General features: G+C 59.1%; 21 protein-coding genes and 1 pseudogene. 15 read left to right on the top strand and 7 right to left on the bottom strand.

What is annotated here, in order from left to right:
• The first annotated feature begins 24 nt into the window (after positions 1-24).
• The 5 genes from QWI20_RS06725 to QWI20_RS06705 all read left to right on the top strand — a co-directional run bounded on the left by QWI20_RS06725 (position 25) and on the right by QWI20_RS06705 (position 2,635).
• Positions 25-252, top strand: coding sequence for a hypothetical protein (locus tag QWI20_RS06725; RefSeq protein WP_369304772.1), 228 nt, complete (start codon positions 25-27; stop codon positions 250-252).
• Positions 253-309: 57 nt separating this feature from the next.
• Positions 310-735, top strand: coding sequence for a cell wall hydrolase (locus QWI20_RS06720; protein WP_369304771.1), 426 nt, complete (start codon positions 310-312; stop codon positions 733-735).
• A 50-nt stretch (positions 736-785) separates the two neighbouring features.
• Entirely contained in the window at positions 786-1,001 is a 216-nt protein-coding gene (locus QWI20_RS06715; RefSeq protein WP_369304770.1) for a hypothetical protein, read from the top strand.
• Positions 998-2,242 (top strand): SGNH/GDSL hydrolase family protein, encoded by a 1,245-nt coding sequence (locus QWI20_RS06710; protein WP_369304769.1) that lies wholly within the window; start codon positions 998-1,000, stop codon positions 2,240-2,242. Before QWI20_RS06715 ends, QWI20_RS06710 begins: the two co-directional genes overlap by 4 nt.
• A 96-nt stretch (positions 2,243-2,338) precedes the next feature.
• Positions 2,339-2,635, top strand: coding sequence for a hypothetical protein (locus QWI20_RS06705; RefSeq protein WP_369304768.1), 297 nt, complete (start codon positions 2,339-2,341; stop codon positions 2,633-2,635).
• A 29-nt stretch (positions 2,636-2,664) separates the two neighbouring features.
• Here the strand turns inward: QWI20_RS06705 and QWI20_RS06700 are convergent, their stop codons facing one another.
• Both QWI20_RS06700 and QWI20_RS06695 read right to left on the bottom strand, forming a co-directional pair.
• Positions 2,665-2,802: a DUF3606 domain-containing protein gene (locus tag QWI20_RS06700; protein WP_369304888.1), complete on the bottom strand. Its 138-nt coding sequence runs from the start codon at positions 2,800-2,802 to the stop codon at positions 2,665-2,667.
• Positions 2,803-3,291: 489 nt separating this feature from the next.
• Complete coding sequence (locus tag QWI20_RS06695; protein WP_369304767.1) at positions 3,292-3,492, bottom strand: hypothetical protein; 201 nt, start codon at positions 3,490-3,492, stop codon at positions 3,292-3,294.
• 206 nt (positions 3,493-3,698) lie between these two features.
• Between QWI20_RS06695 and QWI20_RS06690 the strand changes: the two genes are divergently transcribed.
• Positions 3,699-4,469: a DNA adenine methylase gene (locus QWI20_RS06690; protein ID WP_369304766.1), complete on the top strand. Its 771-nt coding sequence runs from the start codon at positions 3,699-3,701 to the stop codon at positions 4,467-4,469.
• On the opposite strand, the pseudogene QWI20_RS06685 reads toward QWI20_RS06690, so the two are convergent.
• A pseudogene (locus tag QWI20_RS06685) lies at positions 4,453-5,163 on the bottom strand (SOS response-associated peptidase). The gene QWI20_RS06690 and the pseudogene QWI20_RS06685 overlap by 17 nt on opposite strands.
• Before the next feature lie 98 nt (positions 5,164-5,261).
• Here QWI20_RS06685 and QWI20_RS06680 point away from each other — a divergent pair.
• The 3 genes from QWI20_RS06680 to QWI20_RS06670 are packed head-to-tail and all read left to right on the top strand — an operon-like array spanning position 5,262 to position 6,122.
• Positions 5,262-5,558 carry a hypothetical protein gene (locus QWI20_RS06680; RefSeq protein ID WP_133773017.1) on the top strand — a complete coding sequence of 99 codons (297 nt, stop codon included), beginning with the start codon at positions 5,262-5,264 and terminating at the stop codon, positions 5,556-5,558.
• Positions 5,551-5,901, top strand: a complete 351-nt coding sequence (locus QWI20_RS06675) for a LexA family protein (protein ID WP_369304764.1) — start codon at positions 5,551-5,553, stop codon at positions 5,899-5,901. Before QWI20_RS06680 ends, QWI20_RS06675 begins: the two co-directional genes overlap by 8 nt.
• A 2-nt stretch (positions 5,902-5,903) precedes the next feature.
• A complete protein-coding gene (locus tag QWI20_RS06670) occupies positions 5,904-6,122 on the top strand; it encodes a hypothetical protein (protein WP_369304763.1) in 219 nt (72 codons plus the stop codon).
• Positions 6,123-6,620: 498 nt separating this feature from the next.
• Here the strand turns inward: QWI20_RS06670 and QWI20_RS06665 are convergent, their stop codons facing one another.
• A complete protein-coding gene (locus QWI20_RS06665) occupies positions 6,621-7,487 on the bottom strand; it encodes a LysR family transcriptional regulator (RefSeq protein ID WP_369304762.1) in 867 nt (288 codons plus the stop codon).
• A gap of 93 nt (positions 7,488-7,580) precedes the next feature.
• Here QWI20_RS06665 and QWI20_RS06660 point away from each other — a divergent pair, with 93 nt between their 5' ends.
• A complete protein-coding gene (locus QWI20_RS06660; protein WP_369304761.1) occupies positions 7,581-8,174 on the top strand; it encodes a LysE family translocator in 594 nt (197 codons plus the stop codon).
• Positions 8,175-8,333: 159 nt separating this feature from the next.
• The gene (locus QWI20_RS06655) at positions 8,334-8,954 is read left to right on the top strand and encodes a tyrosine-type recombinase/integrase (RefSeq protein ID WP_369304760.1); all 621 of its coding nucleotides are present in this window, start codon (positions 8,334-8,336) and stop codon (positions 8,952-8,954) included.
• A 210-nt stretch (positions 8,955-9,164) separates the two neighbouring features.
• Here the strand turns inward: QWI20_RS06655 and QWI20_RS06650 are convergent, their stop codons facing one another.
• From QWI20_RS06650 to QWI20_RS06640, 3 genes are read right to left on the bottom strand one after another with little or no spacing between them, the layout of a single operon-like run.
• A complete protein-coding gene (locus QWI20_RS06650) occupies positions 9,165-10,610 on the bottom strand; it encodes an NAD(P)(+) transhydrogenase (Re/Si-specific) subunit beta (RefSeq protein WP_369304759.1) in 1,446 nt (481 codons plus the stop codon).
• The gene (locus QWI20_RS06645) at positions 10,610-10,945 is read right to left on the bottom strand and encodes an NAD(P) transhydrogenase subunit alpha (RefSeq protein ID WP_299611303.1); all 336 of its coding nucleotides are present in this window, start codon (positions 10,943-10,945) and stop codon (positions 10,610-10,612) included. The genes QWI20_RS06650 and QWI20_RS06645 overlap by 1 nt, the downstream gene beginning before the upstream one ends.
• Before the next feature lie 11 nt (positions 10,946-10,956).
• Positions 10,957-12,078, bottom strand: a complete 1,122-nt coding sequence (locus QWI20_RS06640; RefSeq protein WP_369304758.1) for a Re/Si-specific NAD(P)(+) transhydrogenase subunit alpha — start codon at positions 12,076-12,078, stop codon at positions 10,957-10,959.
• Between the two features lie 495 nt (positions 12,079-12,573).
• On the opposite strand from QWI20_RS06640, the gene QWI20_RS06635 reads away from it, so the two are divergent.
• The 4 genes from QWI20_RS06635 (at position 12,574) to QWI20_RS06620 (ending at position 16,144) form a co-directional block, all read left to right on the top strand.
• Complete coding sequence (locus QWI20_RS06635; RefSeq protein WP_369304757.1) at positions 12,574-13,500, top strand: LysR family transcriptional regulator; 927 nt, start codon at positions 12,574-12,576, stop codon at positions 13,498-13,500.
• A 125-nt stretch (positions 13,501-13,625) separates the two neighbouring features.
• Positions 13,626-14,915, top strand: a complete 1,290-nt coding sequence (locus QWI20_RS06630) for a flavin-containing monooxygenase (protein WP_369304756.1) — start codon at positions 13,626-13,628, stop codon at positions 14,913-14,915.
• 14 nt (positions 14,916-14,929) lie between these two features.
• Entirely contained in the window at positions 14,930-15,643 is a 714-nt protein-coding gene (locus tag QWI20_RS06625) for an SDR family NAD(P)-dependent oxidoreductase (RefSeq protein WP_369304755.1), read from the top strand.
• Positions 15,644-15,751: 108 nt separating this feature from the next.
• Positions 15,752-16,144: a Rid family hydrolase gene (locus QWI20_RS06620; protein WP_369304754.1), complete on the top strand. Its 393-nt coding sequence runs from the start codon at positions 15,752-15,754 to the stop codon at positions 16,142-16,144.
• Positions 16,145-16,249 lie beyond the last annotated feature (105 nt).

Raw genomic sequence — 16,249 nt, 5'->3', positions numbered from 1 at the left:
CCTGAAACCAAGTTGGAGAATCAAATGCCCTTTATTATCATCAACGGCAGCAACGCTTTCGATCCGAACAATCAGGTTGAATACGCGACCGCTGACGAAGCTGACGCCAAGGCCCGCGAGATCCTGCAGGCCTTCCCTCAGTCCCTAATTCGGACTGCCCAGCTGCTCAACACCTACTCCGCGAAGGTCACGATCACATCGAAGGCGGTACCCGAGACGCCCGCAGCCCCGGACCCTTCCGCCTCGGCCTAATCAGCCGCCGACCAATGCCCGCCATATGCGGGCTTTTTTACGCCTGGAGAAAACCGCATGACCGTGACCGAGAAAGATCGTGATGTGCTGGCGCGCACCCTGTGGGGCGAAGCGCGCGGCGAGGGCCTAGCCGGGATGGTGGCCGTGGCCTGGACGATCCGCAATCGCGTGGACGACGGCAGGGACAAGTCGTGGTGGGGGGAGGGTTACGCCGGCGTGTGCCAGAAGCCGTACCAGTTCAGCTGCTGGAACCGGAACGATCCGAACTATCAGTTCCTGAGCGGCGCGCGCGCAATCCCTTTCCGCGAGCTGGCGCAGTGCCGAATTGCTGCTGACCAGGTGATCGACGGCAAAGTGCCGGACCCCACCGGCGGGGCGACCCACTATTACGCGACCACCATGCCTAAGCCGCCGGACTGGGCCGCCAAGGCGAAGCGAACGCTGAAACTGGGCAACCACGTTTTCTTCCGCGACGTACCTTAATCGGCCGCCCACCGATTGGCTCTCAGCATGATTCAAATTAGGAGATGAAGATGCAATCTCAGCAATACATTGCCCCGGCGAGCCTGGCGCCGGTAACGCTCGCCGTCAAAGCAAACGGTGGAAGCGTGAAGGTCGAAAAGCAGGTGGGCGCTGATTGGGTTGTGTCTGATGTGTTCGCCCAGGACGGCGCCTGGCGTCTCGATCTTGGGTATTCGCAAACACGCTTTACGCCAGTTGGCGGCGCCGTATTTGAGATTTCGTCATGAGTCTGCTCATCAGCACTGCGGTACCTCGCCGCCGCATCCGTCGCGGTCTGGGCTTGCTTGGTGACAGTTTTAGCGCGAACTGCCACACGGTTGACCCCAAAGCGTACGGCACCGAAGCTTACGGCTACGCTGGTGCGATCGCGGCCAAGACCGGTCTGTTCCCGAGCTACCTGGACAATCAGGGGAAGGTCGGCGACCACACTGGGCAGTTTATGGCGCGGCTTCCGGCTTGTCTGACTTCTGCCACTGCCGATTTGTGGATGCTGCTATCGCGCACCAACGACAGCACGACGCCAGGCATGACGCTGGCCGACAGCAAGGCTAACGTGATGAAGGCGATCACCGCATTCCAGAACACGCCCGGCAAGTACCTGATCGTCGGTACCGGCACGCCGCGATTCGGCACCAAGGCGCTGTCCGGCCAGGCGCTGACGGACGCGATCGCCTACAAGGACTGGGTGCTGGGCTACGTCCGACAGTTCGTACCGGTGGTCAATATTTGGGACGGGTTCACACAGGACATGACCGTCGATGATCTCCATCCGAACCTGATCGGCGCCGACTTCATCCAATCCCGCTGCGTGCCGATCATCAATGCCAATTTTGAGTTCTTCGGCGTGCCGCTGCCGATGGACGCCGCCGATCTGTACTCGGCGATCCGCCCGTTCGGCTGCCTTAATTTAAATCCCCTGCTCGTCGGCACTGGTGGCGCAATCAACGCATCAGTGAACCCGGTAGCCGGTTCGGCGCTGGCGGACAGTTACAAAGCCTCGGGCTCCGGCCTGGCGGGTGTGGCGACGCGCTGGTACAAAGAGCCCGCCGCGTATGGTGAGGCTCAGTGCATTGAGCTCAGCGGAACCATGGCAGCCGCTGGCGGATACATCTACGTTCAGCCCACAGCGAACGTGACCCTGAGCAATCTGGCGGTGGGTGATGTGATCGAGATGGTGGCCGCGCCGGAAATCGTGGGCACCTCCCGGGGCATTTTGGGATGGGAAGCTGAGCTGATCATCACCAAGCCGGTCGGCGGAAGCTCGTCTCTCGTGTATTACCGCTCGATGGATAAATACCAGGAGCCGTTCACTCTGCCTGCGAACTGGAAGGGCGCGCTGGAGACTCAGCGCTGTAGTTTCGACGCGACCGAGACGGTGATCAGTTGGAGGATGGGCCTGTACCTGGCTGCAGGCATCGCGCTTGATTCGAGGGTTAAGGTCGGCCAGATCGGTATTCGAAAGGTCTGAACTTCCTTCACAGGCTGCTTTGGGGCAAGCTGGTTGCCGGTATTCCCTGACGCTGTGTAAACGCAGTTCCGACTTCACTGGCACAGGAAAAGCTTTATGGCCTACCGCCTGCTTAATTCGGCCTCTGATCCGCAACGTATCCTTCGGGCATTGCGGCTAAACCACTGCCTCGAACAGGGGCTACAAATGTGTCTGGAACGCATCTGGGCTGCGGATACTCTCATTCATTTGACCCACGCCCATGGCCGCGCGCTCGGGGTGGGCACGGGCCTCGGGCTGGTGAACGCCATTAGCCCGGCGCAGTTCACTCTGCTGGCTGAAGCCTATAGGCGGGCTTTCGAAGACCGCCTTGCGGAATTAGTCGAGCAAGCGTTACCGATAACGAAAGAGTAACGCGATTGCCTCATGCGAAAATACGAAGTTCAGCGATGGGGTTTAAAATAGTTCGTGACTGCGGTTGAGGAATCACCTACTTCGCCGACGGCGGTAAGGATTTCTTGTTTCGTCACTCCAAACTTATTTGACCAGTATTTCAACTCTGATCCATCGTCCGGGTTGATCCTAATACCATCCGTGCCCTTTGCTATTTTTGCTTTTCCATGCCAGCGCGTCTGCTATGTACATTTTTTGAATCATCCAGCATGCCCAGAGCCGCGTTCGCTTCGTAGGCGGAAGAATGCCAAACGTTCGACCTCTACGGTAGATCACCGCGATGCGGTGCGTGTTCGTCGACCGGTGGAGGGCGCCAGTCACGCAGACTCTCGCCTACAGCGCGGGAAAGTAGGTCAAACTCCTCCCTGCTGATAAGTCTGCCGGCCAGTGCTTGCGTCAGATAGGCGCCCGCGCGAAGGGTGTCCAGTTCGGCGGTCTCAAGCGAAGAAGCCGTCTGTATCTCATGGATGAAAAGTTCGGCTTGGAGCATGACAGTTTCCGATCCAGTCTGCATATCACCTCGATAATCGGTGTTCTTGCTGAAAGAACTTCGTTCGCACAGCCGCCGACATCAGCGCTGGGCGGCGATTGTGCGGATGGCAGGCCTGCACTGCAACCTAGCCGGTACGTGACTCGACGGACTGCTCAGTCACAAGGTAGAGCGTATCGATCGACGCTGGCTGCAGCGCTTTCAACCGCTCGCCTTCTGGCACGAAGCTTTCCGCCCGAATCCCGGCGCGCTCTGCATCATCGTAGTTACTGGCGCGGTTGAGGGTGGACAGCAGTTGATCGAGCTTCTGCCTTACAGCTGCGGGCATGTTGATGAGGTCGTGGTTTATGGATGGAATCACGACCGAGAATTAGTACTTCGCAACACACAAAGGAGCGGCCAGCAGGATGCGTCAACATCCAGGCTGGCCACCGAACCGCAGACTATCCCTGCAAGTCCAGCCAAGGCTCCCGCTCTGTGCACAAAGCGCGGCGAGCCTAGCACCTGTTTATCCATACAGTAAAGGCTTGCATAATGACCAACCCGATTGTTCCGTGGATGGGCGGCAAACGTCGCCTTGCAAAACCGTTGCTCGCGCTTTTCCCAGCGCATGATTGCTACGTTGAAGTGTTCGCCGGCGGCGCAGCGCTTTATTTCAAAAGGCCGGAGCCCGCAAAGGTCGAGGTCTTGAATGACATCAATGGTGAATTGGTCAGCCTGTACCGGGTTGTGCAGAACCACCTCGAGGAATTCGTACGCCAGTTCAAGTGGGCGCTCAGCTCACGTCAGATTTTCGAGTGGCAGAAGATGACCCGGCCGGAAACGTTGACTGACATCCAGCGCGCCGCCCGGTTCTTCTACCTGCAGCACCACGCCTTCGGCGCGAAAGCAACCGGCCAGACCTTCGGTACCGCCACCACTGGACGCCCGATCAACCTGCTGCGCATCGAGGAAACGCTCTCGGATGCCTGGCAGCGTCTGGCGGGCACCTACGTGGAGAACTTGCCCTGGCTGAAGTGCGCTGAAAAATACGATCGGCCCCACACGTTCCATTACATGGATCCGCCGTACTGGCAGACCCAAGGGTACGGGACGGATTTCGGACTCGACGAGTATCAGGCGATGGCCGATTTCATGCGCAGGTGCCAAGGGAAGGTGATGGTCAGCATCAATGACCACCCCGACATCCGCGAGGTGTTCGCGGGCTTTCGGATGCAGGAGCTGAGTATCAGGTACAGCACTGCAAACCCTAGAACCGGAAAAGCCGCGGTGACAGGTGAGCTGGTGATCATGAACTGGGATTAGGCTTTGACGGCTTTATCAGGTGCTCGCCCTGATTTCGGACGTTTCCAACATCCCTGCTTACCTCAAACCAGGTGAATTCCTCCGTCGGCCTGCAGCACTCCTTTGCGATCTCGGCGGCGCGCTCTGGCGTCGTTTCGGGATCCACCCATTCCCGGGCGTGCTCTGGGCTCAGCACCACCGGCCGCCGATCGTGGATGTCGACCATGCCTTGGTCGCTTTCGGCGGTGATGATCACGAAACCGTCCTGCGGGGCCGGCTCAAGCCCCTGATGCACCTCCGCCAGTGCGGCGAAAAACATCGGGCCTTCCTCTTTCAGCCTGATGAATTAGGGCTGTTTCTTCTTCGGATCGTTAGGATCCTTGACCCATTCAAACCAGCCATTGGCTGGAGCCAGGGCCCGGCCGGTCGGCCAGAGCTGCTTGAAGTACTTCCCTGTCATCACCGTTTCGACCCTGGCATTGATCGGGGCGGGGCGCTTCCCTTCACCTTTCGCCCAAAATGGCGACCATCCCCAACGCGCCTTGTCCACACTCAGGCCGTCACCGGTCGGTCTGATGATCTCGACGCGAGTCGTCGGCGCGACGTTGTATCGCTCGATCGGCCAAAGGTCGTATCCATTGATGACTAACTGCTCTGGAGCAAGCGTCTTGAGGTAGTGGTCCATTGGCTCGTAGATCGAGTAGCGTCCGCACATAAGGTCACCTGTCGCAAATCGGCTTATACAGTGTTGACCAAAATCCTCGCGCTTAGTTAACTGTACGCATATACAGTCATTTCAAGCGAAGACTTCCCATGTACGTCCTGATCACTCCGCGCCGCCAGATGGGTGTCGCAGTGCCGAAAGACCAGCTCAGCAAGCTCCCGCCGTTCAAAGGCGACGTGCAGATCGTTGAGTCTCAGTGCTCCGCCCTCGGCCGCATTACCCGGGAAGCCTTCATTTTGAACAGCGTCGGCCACGCGCGGGATGCTTTGCCAAGGCTTCTCGATGCCAGCGTGACGAGCATGGGTACCCAGGGCCTTATTATTTCCGGCATCGAGCAGATCGAAGAGGCGTTCTACTTCCAGTCGTGGTGGTGCCGCTTTGAATGACGACACGGCGCCTGACCACCTGGACCTTTCACTGGATGAGCTCCTGAACATCCGCGCGCCGGGCACTTACCTGGTGAAGGTTGAGGGCGACAGCATGGAGGGGGCGGGCATCTTCTGTGGTGACCTGCTGATTGTGGACAAGGGGATCGACGCCAAGGCCGGGCAGGTCATCATCGGCGTCGTCAATCAGCAACCGCTGGTCAAGTACCTCGCCTTTGTGAGCTGTCACACGGTGCTGCGCTCGGCAAACAGAAAATACCCCGACCGTTTCATCATGGAAGGGGACGACTTTGATATCTGGGGTGTAGTAACGCACAGCATCCGCGATCACGCGAGGAACTGAACATGGACGACGAGAAGCGCGATACGGGAAGTGCGGCGCGGCGTGAATCCGCCCTTGAACGCTGGCATGGCCACGCCGAAGCGCTGCACCGCGTAGGCCTTGTCGACGAAGAGGAGTTGCTAGAAATTCTGCTTTACGCCGATGCGGCTTACGGGCTTGTGAACGAGGAGCCGATGTGCCAAATCGCCCTTGGTGGTGCTCGAAATGAGAGGAGTGTGTGATGTCGGCAGGACGCCGTGATGGGTGTGAGCAGGTGCGAAGTGGCTTTAGAGGGGTGGTCGAGATCGACTGTGGATAACTTCGATCAGCAACCAGTCATAGCGTTTTTTGTACGTGCAATTGTACGTGAGACGTAAAAACGAAGGGCCCGCATTTCTGCGAGCCCTTGTTTTGTCTGGTGCGGCATCAAGAGTCGAAAAAGTTTTTAACTATCTGATCCGTCAGGATTTTATTTCTATGTGATGATCCGTCTATCTCTAAAACTATCCCGGCACCTGGGACTCGCTAAGCATTGGTAGAGGGGGAAGGCCAGAGTGGGACCGATTGCCCTCAGTGCGTGGCTGCCTCTCATGCTTTCCTGAATCTGGGGCGCGTTCTCCAATACGATAAGCGACAGCTAACGATGAACGGCTACCGTTGTTAGACGGCCGCTATCGGCCAACAACGGACATTCAGGCTGGAAAATAAACCCGCCACCAATCGCTTGAGCTCTCCCCGCATCAACCTCCCGCACGATGCGCTCGAATATGCCGAATCAGCTCCTCACTCGCGGCACTTTGCGATGTCGTGGCGCGGTGCAACGTAATGGCTATGGGGACCAGCTCGGGTAGCGCGGCGTCTGGTGGCAGGATGTCGAGGCCGCTGGGCAGCGTGGACTGCAACCATACGGACACCGCAAGGTCGATTCTGACCATGGTAATCGTGGCCTCCAGGCTGCCGTTTTCGAACAGGGTTTTCCAAGGCCGGTCCTGGGCCTGCAACGCGGCAATAACGGGCGAGCGAAATACGCAGGTTTCGGCGACCATTGAGACGGGTAACGGCGACCTCAGATACGCCGCGCCGCCCTTGGCACCCGCCCAGACCAGGCGCTCGATGGACAGGCATTCGCCGCTTGCCTGCTCGACTACTTCTTCGGCAATTGCCACATCCAGTTCGCCGTTGACAGTGGCTTGTATCAGCTCGGGCGAAGCGCCGCATTTTATTGACAGTTCTACCTGCGGATAGGTGGCCATAAACGCTCTGAGCGCCGGCGTTATCCAGGTGCCGGCCAGGTCATAAGGCACGCCGAGGCGCACGATGCCTTGCACGGGATTGCCGTGCAGCTCCGTCCAAAGCTGGTCGTTGAGCGCAAGCATCTGGCGCGCCTTGGCGATCAGTCGCTCGCCCAGCGGCGAGAGCCGGATGCCGGGCCGCTGGCGAATGAATAGTGACTCGCCCAGCAGCTCTTCCAGCTTGCGGATCTGCTGGCTGACGGCACCTTGGGTGAGGTGCAGGGAGTTGGCGGCGGCGGTCATGCTGCGTCGTTCGGCAACGACCACAAAGGTGCGTAGCAATACCAGATCGAAGGTGCGTAGAGCCTTGGCCATTACAGTTTGTAATCCTGAGAATTCTTAATATTAGTTTCCATACTAGAGGCAGATTGTCTATCTAGTCGATTCTCACCCAAGGAAATTTTCAGCATGCTCGACGCCTATTTGCCACTTGTTCTGTTTGTGCTGGTCGCCACCATCAGTCCCGGCGGCGCCACCACCTTGGCAACTGCTTCTGGCGCCACCTTCGGTTGGTGGCGTTCGTTTCCGTTATTGTCCGGTATCTCGTTCGGCCTGGCCAGCATGGCCGTGGCGGCTGCGCTTGGCCTGGGCGGGCTGATTCTAGCGGTGCCGGCGCTGCAACTGGCTATGAAGCTGCTGGGGTCGCTCTATCTGTTCTGGCTTGCCGTGCAGATCGCGCTGCGCGGCCAGCCCGGTAAAGCGGCCGTTACGCAGAAACCATCGCGGTTTATCGGTGGGATCGGCCTGCTCTGGCAGAACCCCAAGGCCTGGGCGATGACTCTGAGTGCCGCCGCCTCATTTGCTTCCCTGACCCACAGCGCAGAAGGCTTGGCCGTATTGCTCGGCCTCGTATTCGCCGTGTTGTCGATGGCGTCGCTCGCGCTCTGGTGCGTCGCCGGGGTAGTGCTGGCGCGCGCGCTGAAAACCGAAAGGCAGTGGCGACTGTTGAACAGGTTTCTGGGGGCTCTGCTCTTCGCTTCGATTGCGCCGCTGTGGGTGTGAACATTAGGCTGGGAGCGAGAGAAGAACACAGATTCGTTTCTTTACTCGAACCGCCCAGTACTGGTCATTTACTACCCTTCATGACTGGCCGCTCCAGGCCGGTTAGCGACCGTTGCTCCGATTAGCCATCCTTGTCCTTCCACACGTGGAGGACTTGTCATGAACATCATCGCCACCTGCAGACGTCAGCCCTGGAACAAAGGAAAACTGGTCGGGCAGAAGACCCCACTCCGACTGAGAGATATCTGGGCCATCCGAGTAAGGCTTCAAATTGCGGAAAGAACCCGAGATCTGGCTCTCTTCGATCTGGCCATCGACAGCAAGCTTCGAGCCTGCGACTTAACCAAGCTCCGCGTGCGCGATGTTGCTCATGGCGAGCACTTATCATCACGAGCCATGGTGATGCAGCAGAAAACGCAGCGGCCTGTGCAGTTTGAGATCACTGAGCAAACACGATCTGCTCTCGGGGCCTGGATACATCAGGCCCAGCTACGCAGCGAGGACTACCTTTTTCCTAGCCGGCTGCATACTTCAGACCATCTATCTACTCGTCAATACGCTCGTATCGTCAAAGGCTGGGTGAAAGCCGTGGGCCTTGATCCAGCCATGTATGGCACACACACAATGAGACGTACGAAGGCATCACTGATCTATCGCAGGACGAAGAACCTGCGGGCGGTTCAGTTGCTGCTCGGCCATACGAAGCTGGAGAGCACTGTTCGATACCTTGGGATTGAGGTCGATGACGCCCTGGAGATGGCGGAACAGACTGAGGTTTGACCATGCATAGCGACGGTCGAAGTCAGACCGTCGCTAACCGGCCAAAGCGGTCATCTGGCCCTGATCATATAAGCACGCATGTGCTGAAACATTACCCCTAGCATGGAAACATCCTAGAAGGCCCGTTGGCAGCCGGGATTAGGCGCCGAGTACGGTCGCCCCCTAATCCCGAGTGGGGAGCTGCTAAATCCACAACATTTACCGGGCCGGTTACTCGACAGCCTTGACCATATCTTCGATGACTTTCTTGGCGTCACCGAAAACCATCATGGTCTTGTCCAGGTAGAACAGTTCGTTGTCCAGACCGGCATAGCCGCTGGCCATCGAGCGCTTGTTGACGATAATGGTCTTGGCCTTGAAGGCGTCCAGAATCGGCATGCCGGCGATAGGCGACTTCGGATCGTTCTTCGCCGCAGGGTTGACCACGTCGTTGGCGCCGAGCACCAGCACCACGTCGGCCTGACCAAACTCGGAGTTGATGTCTTCCATCTCGAACACCTGATCGTAAGGCACTTCGGCCTCGGCCAGCAGGACGTTCATGTGGCCAGGCATACGACCGGCCACCGGGTGGATCGCATACTTAACGGTCACGCCCCGATGAGTCAGCTTCTCGGTCAGCTCTTTAAGCGCGTGTTGCGCGCGTGCCACCGCCAGCCCGTAGCCCGGCACGATGATCACGGTGTCGGCATTGGTCAGCAGGAACGTTGCGTCGTCAGCCGAACCGGATTTCACCGGGCGGGCTTCCTTGCTGCCTGCTGCTGCGCCCGCATCTGCCGCGCCACCGAAACCACCGCCGATCACGTTGAAGAACGAGCGGTTCATGGCCTTGCACATGATGTACGACAGGATCGCACCCGACGAACCCACCAGGGAGCCTGCGATGATCAGCATCGAGTTGTTCAGCGAGAAGCCGATACCGGCCGCTGCCCAGCCCGAGTAGCTGTTGAGCATCGACACGACCACCGGCATGTCCGCGCCGCCAATCGGAATGATCAGCAGCACACCGATCACGAACGCCAGGATCAGCATGACGCTGAAGGCGAACAGGCTGCCGGTGAACATGAACATCAGTCCGAAGAACAGCGTGGCAAGACCCAGGATCAGGTTCAGCTTGTGTTGACCGGGAAACTGTACCGGTGCGCCCTGAAACAGGCGGAACTTGTACTTGCCCGACAACTTGCCGAAGGCGATGACCGAACCGGAGAAGGTGATCGCACCAATCGCCGCGCCGAGGAACAGCTCCAGACGGTTGCCAGTCGGGATCGAGTCGCCCAGATGCGCGACGATGCCCAGCGACTGAGGTTCGACTACTGCCGCGATAGCAATGAACACCGCTGCCAGACCGATCATGCTGTGCATGAAGGCGACCAGCTCTGGCATCTTGGTCATTTCGACCCGCTTGGCCATGATCGAGCCGGCAGTGCCTCCGACCAAAAGGCCTACGATGATGTAGCCGATACCGGCGCTGGCGCCGTCGGTGGACAGCGCAGCCAGCTTGAACACCAGGCCAATCGTGGTCAGCACCGCCAGGCCCATGCCGAGCATGCCGAACAGGTTGCCGCGACGGGAGGTGGTCGGGTGCGACAGGCCTTTGAGGGCCTGGATGAAACAGATCGCCGAAACGAGGTACAGCAGGGTGACGAGGTTCATGCTCATTACTTCGGCACCTCAGTTTTGGCTGGGCTCTTATTAGGAGCAGCCTTTTTCTTGAACATTTCCAGCATGCGGCGGGTAACCAGAAAACCACCAAACACGTTAACCGCCGCGAGTGCGACGGCGAGGGTGCCCATGGTCTTGCCCAGTGGGGTGACGGTCAGTGCAGCTGCCAGCATGGCGCCGACGATGACGATCGCCGAGATGGCGTTGGTCACGGCCATCAACGGGGTGTGCAGCGCAGGGGTGACGTTCCAGACCACGTGATAGCCGACGTAGATCGCCAGCACGAAAATGATCAGGTTATAAACGCCGTGGGAGATCAGCATGTCTTCCATTGTTTTTATCCTCAGCCGTTCTTGCGGACGATCAGACCGTCGCGGCACATCAGGCACGCAGCGACGATGTCGTCTTCGAGGTTGATCTCGAACTGACCTTCCTTGGTGAAGACCAGCTTCAGGAAGTCCAGCAGGTTGCGTGCATAAAGAGCAGAAGCATCGGCAGCGACCAATGCGGGCAGATTGGTGTGGCCGACGATGGTCACGCCATGCTCGATCACTACTTGATCAGCCACGGTCAGCGGGCAGTTGCCGCCCTGGGCCGCGGCCAGGTCGATGACCACCGAGCCGGGCTTCATCTGCGACACGGTTTCGGCACTCAGCAGCACCGGCGCCTTGCGGCCCGGAATCAGCGCGGTAGTGATCACGATATCCGCCTGCTTGGCGCGTTCGTGAACGGCAACGGCCTGACGCTGCATCCAGCTGGCAGGCATCGGACGCGCGTAACCGCCCACGCCGACCGCTGCTTCGCGCTCTTCGTCAGTCTCGTAAGGCACGTCGACGAACTTGGCACCCAGCGACTCGATCTGTTCCTTCACCGCAGGGCGAACGTCGGACGCTTCGATCACTGCGCCAAGACGTTTGGCCGTGGCGATGGCTTGCAGACCGGCAACGCCTGCACCGAGGATCAGCACGCGGGCAGCCTTCACGGTCCCGGCAGCGGTCATCAGCATCGGCATGAAGCGCGGATAGTGATGCGCGGCCAGCAGCACCGATTTGTAACCGGCGATGTTTGCTTGCGAGGACAGAACATCGAGACTCTGCGCACGGGAAGTCCGTGGTGCGGCTTCGAGGGCGAAAGCGGTAATCCCGCACTCGGCCATCTTGGCAATGATCTCGTTGTTGAAGGGGTTAAGCATGCCGATGACGACAGTACCGGCCTTGATCAAAGCCAGTTCACTGTCGCTGGGCGCGACGACCTTGAGGATCAGCTCGGCGCCGAAGGCATCGGCAGCGCTGCCGATTGAAGCACCTGCCGCTTCATAGGCACTGTCCGTGACACTGGCGGTAATGCCGGCGCCTGACTGGACGGTGACCTTATGACCCTGGCCAATGAGCTTTTTGATGGTTTCCGGCGTTGCAGCAACCCGAGTTTCACCTGTACAGATCTCCCGTGGGACTCCGATGTTCACGTCCAGCTCCCTCATTGATGTCCGAGTAAATCAGTCCCGACTTCAAACGAAGTCAGGAGGCACACTGTGCCGTCTTCAGGCCATGCGCCCATAAGGGCTACGTCTGAAACGTCTGAAAGACACGAAGACAGCGTTGCGGCAGGACACAGACTTTGCACGGAAAAACCCTGCCGATGAAGCGCGGGTTCACGTTGCAAGCTATAGGCGATAGCTATGGAGAGAACGCCTTGTATAAAGCCAGATGTGCCGACCGACACTGGAAAGGGCTAACGGGAGATGCTCTGTGACGCTTATCCAGTCACTGACGTATGCTCCGCATCTGCCGTTGGAGCTGAGTTCGCCACATGGCGCTCAGACTCGACTAGTGTTGCCAATGGACTTCGCGTCATCTGTTTGTCGTGTTACAAGCTCACCGGCTCGCCCGAGGTCACTGCCTCGCGCCATGGACTGCGCTGATGCAGTCATTACTCAACGCCAAACGGTTGATGGTTTCCAATGACGTTACAGCAGCTCACCTACTTCCTGACCGCCATCGAGCATGGCACTTTCTCCAAGGCCGCCGAGAGCCTGAACATCGCCCAGCCTTCCCTGTCCGAGCAGATCCTGCGCCTGGAAGAGCATCTGGGCACCCACGTGTTCATTCGTACCAACCGTCGCTTGGTGCTCACCGAGGCCGGACGGCGATTGCAGCCGTTTGCCCAAGGGATGGTGACCTCTGCCCGCCAAGGTTACGAGGCTGTACAGGCCGTGCGGGAACTGACCGGAGGAGTTGCCAGCTTCGGGACGTTCGGCACCGCGCACCTCTACTTCCTGACCGACCTGATCGAGCAGTTTCGCACCCAGCACCCCGATATGCGCATCAAGATCGTAGGCTACAACTCCTCGGAGATCGCCGAGCTGGTCAGCCAGGGCGAAATCGAGGCGGGCCTGGTGATGCTGCCGATCAAACAGCAGAATCTGGCTGTCAGCGAGCCCGTATGGTCAGCGCAGGTCGGCTATATCAGCGCGAACCCCGATCACCTGACCGGCCCCAAGACCATCAGTGATCTTGCCGTCGCCCCGCTGATCCTGACCGAGGCACGCTGGCGAACGGCAGACCCAATCCGCCGACTACTGGCTCAACTGGCTGCCAAAGGCGGCGAAGTGCTCGACCCGATCATTGAAGTGGAGCACCAGGTCACAGGTTTTGAACTCGCGGCAAGAGGGCTCGGGGATGTGATCGCCACACGCCCCATTCTTCACCAGACAGGTTTCGCCGACCGGCTCGGCTGGGTGCCGATTACCCCCCCCATTTTTGAGGTATTTGGTTTCATTCATCGCCATGACACGCCGATTTCTCCGCCTACTCGGGTGCTGATCAACCTGATGCGCAGCCATTTGAGCCGCATTCAAGCGCTGTATGCGCATCTGGAGGCGCAATAGCCATAGGGATGACCTATAGGAAACACTCTGTTTCACCCATTCATCCCCCATTCGCCGAGCTGGATACTCCAGCCACGGACGCCAATAACAGGCGCTTCCAACGTTCGATGAATGGGGAGTCAACAATGTCCACTCAATTCCATTACTGCATTATCGGAGCAGGCGCTGCAGGCCTGGCTGCGCTCAAGACCATGATCGATGCCGGTTTCAGCGTGGACTGTTTCGAGAAGTCCGCCGACATCGGCGGGCACTGGAACACCGACTACGATGCACTGCACCTCATTACCCCGAAGAGCAGCTCCTGCTTCGATGGCTTTCCCATGCCTGCTGACTACCCGGTGTATCCAAGCCGGGATCAGGTCAAGGCGTACATGAATGCGTACACCGACACGTTCGGCCTGCGCGAGAAAATCACCTTCAACACCGAGGTGCGCAGCCTGCTGCCCCTGGGCGAAAAAGGCGAAGCCGGCTGGGAAGTCACCCTGGGCGACGGCACCATCAAGCGCTATGCGGGTGTACTGGTTGCCAACGGCCACCTTTGGGACTGCAAAGTGCCTGAGGTGGTCAAGGGTTTCACAGGAATCTCGATCCACTCCGGCGAGTACCGCAACGTCAAGCAGGTCGAGGGAAAGGTACTGGTCGTCGGTTTCGGCAACTCCGGTTGCGATCTTGCGGTTGACGCCGCTCAGGCTCGCCTGGACACCACGATCGTCATCCGTCGTGGCCAGCTGTTCCAGCCCAAGACCATTTTCGGCGTACCGCGTGGCGAGCTGCCTTTCCTGGGGCAACTGCCGCCCGAGCAGCAGAACATGGTGATGAACATGCTCATCATGGCAACCGTGGGTTCCCACAAGAACTATCCCGGACTGCCTGCGCCTGAATCCTACGATCTGGACGAGCAACCGCCTGTGGTCAACACGTTGCTGCTGTATTGGATTCAGCACGGCCGGATCAAGGTCGCCCCAGGCATCGAACGCATCGCGGGCAAGACCGTTACGTTCAGCGACGGCAGCCAGGGTGACTACGACACCATCGTCTGGGCCACGGGTTTCCACACGCGCTTCCCGTTCCTGGACGAAAGCCTGCTGGAGTGGCGTGAAGGTGCTCCGCTACGCACGGCGGCAATGACCTTGCCCACCAGCCTGGAAGGCCTGTTCTACATCGGCATGGGCGCGCCGCGCGGTCCGCAATGGCCGGTCTACTGCGATCAGACCCGGCTGGTGATGCGCTTCCTGAAACTGCGCGCCAGCGGCATGAAAGGCCTGGCTGCGAAGTTCGCCAGACTGCAGCCAGCAGAATCGCGGATCGACATCATCAAGCGTGAATGGCTGGCCAACTACCAGGAGACCCAGAGTCAACTGGATGTGCTGGAACTCGCGCTGCAACCTGCCACCCCGATTGCTCAACTGGCCTGACTGGAATACTCACCATGAACAACGCACCCCACTCAAGCGTCATCATCACCGGCACCTCATCGGGTATGGGCCAAGCCGTCGCTCAGCGCTTTCAGGATGAAGGCTGGCATGTCGTCGCCGTAGACCTGACCCCCAGCAAACAGGCTGGCAGTGCGCTCTTCACCCCGGTCGTTGGCGACATCACTCGCGAAGGCGAGCTGACCAGTGCCGTTGATGCCGCACTGGATGGCAAAGCCCCCCTGCGTGCAATCATCAACGCGGCCGGCATTTTCCCGACGTCATCGCTGGAGAGCTACAGCGAGGGGCTTTACCGCAAGATTTTCGATATCAACGTGTTGGGTTCGCTGAACATAGCCCGCATCGGCACCCGCCACTTGAAAGCGGCCGGCGGTGGCGCGATTGTATTCTTCGCCTCGGTTGACGCCTTCACCGTTTCCAAGAATCAGCTGCTGTACAGCGCCTCGAAAGCGGCAGTGATTTCCATCACCCGCTCGCTGGCGATCGAACTGGCGGACGACAACATCGTGGTCAACGCCCTCGCGCCTGGCTGGGTAGACACCGAGGGGACCCGGGCCGGTGGCCGTATTGATGCGGCAATTGCGTCGATTCCGCTGAAGCGCGCAGCACGCGTTGAAGAGATCGCTGACTGGGTCTGGCAACTGAGCGCCAAGCCGTCCTATGTGACGGGCGAGTCGTTGTGTATCGCTGGCGGCGTTTTCATGCGCTAGTGCGCGCCGACATCCGCTAAATCGCCTGACCAAGGCCCGGGCCGGCCGGATCTATAGCCCATGAGTGAAAGATTCAGCCAGCCACTCCTTCCTCTAAAGAGATTCGACATGACCAGCAAAACAGCAGCACGCCAAAACATCTCTTCCGGCGGTCAGTACGAAGCCGTGTTCGGTTATTCGCGCGCCGTGCGCGTCGGCAACCATTTGCACATTTCGGGCACTTGCGCGTCACCGGATTACGAACACAGCAACGCCTTTGAACAAGCCCAGGCCATTCTCGTCACCGTGAAAAAAGTGCTGGTCGAAGCCGGCATGAGTGTCGAAGACGTAGTCCGCACCGTGGTCTACCTGCGGGATATCAACGACGCATCCACGGTTGCCAAGGCCCACAGCGAAGTATTCGACGGCATTCGTCCCGCCAGCAGCCTGATCCAGGTCGACTCGATGCTGCGCCCATGGCAGAAGGTCGAGATCGAAACCTATGCGATCGTTGCCGACTGACCCTTGTTCTCCCTCGGCCGCGAGTTAGTCGCGGCTTTTTTTTGCGCACGCTCTTGCGTCCCGACATCCGCCCTCGGGGCCTTCTGTGCGGCATGCCAACAGTAA

Source organism: Pseudomonas sp. W2-17, assembly GCF_041060445.1.
Taxonomy (GTDB): Bacteria; Pseudomonadota; Gammaproteobacteria; order Pseudomonadales; family Pseudomonadaceae; genus Aquipseudomonas.
The sequence above is the reverse complement of the archived record's forward strand: the minus strand, read 5'-3'. Positions and strand labels throughout refer to the sequence as shown.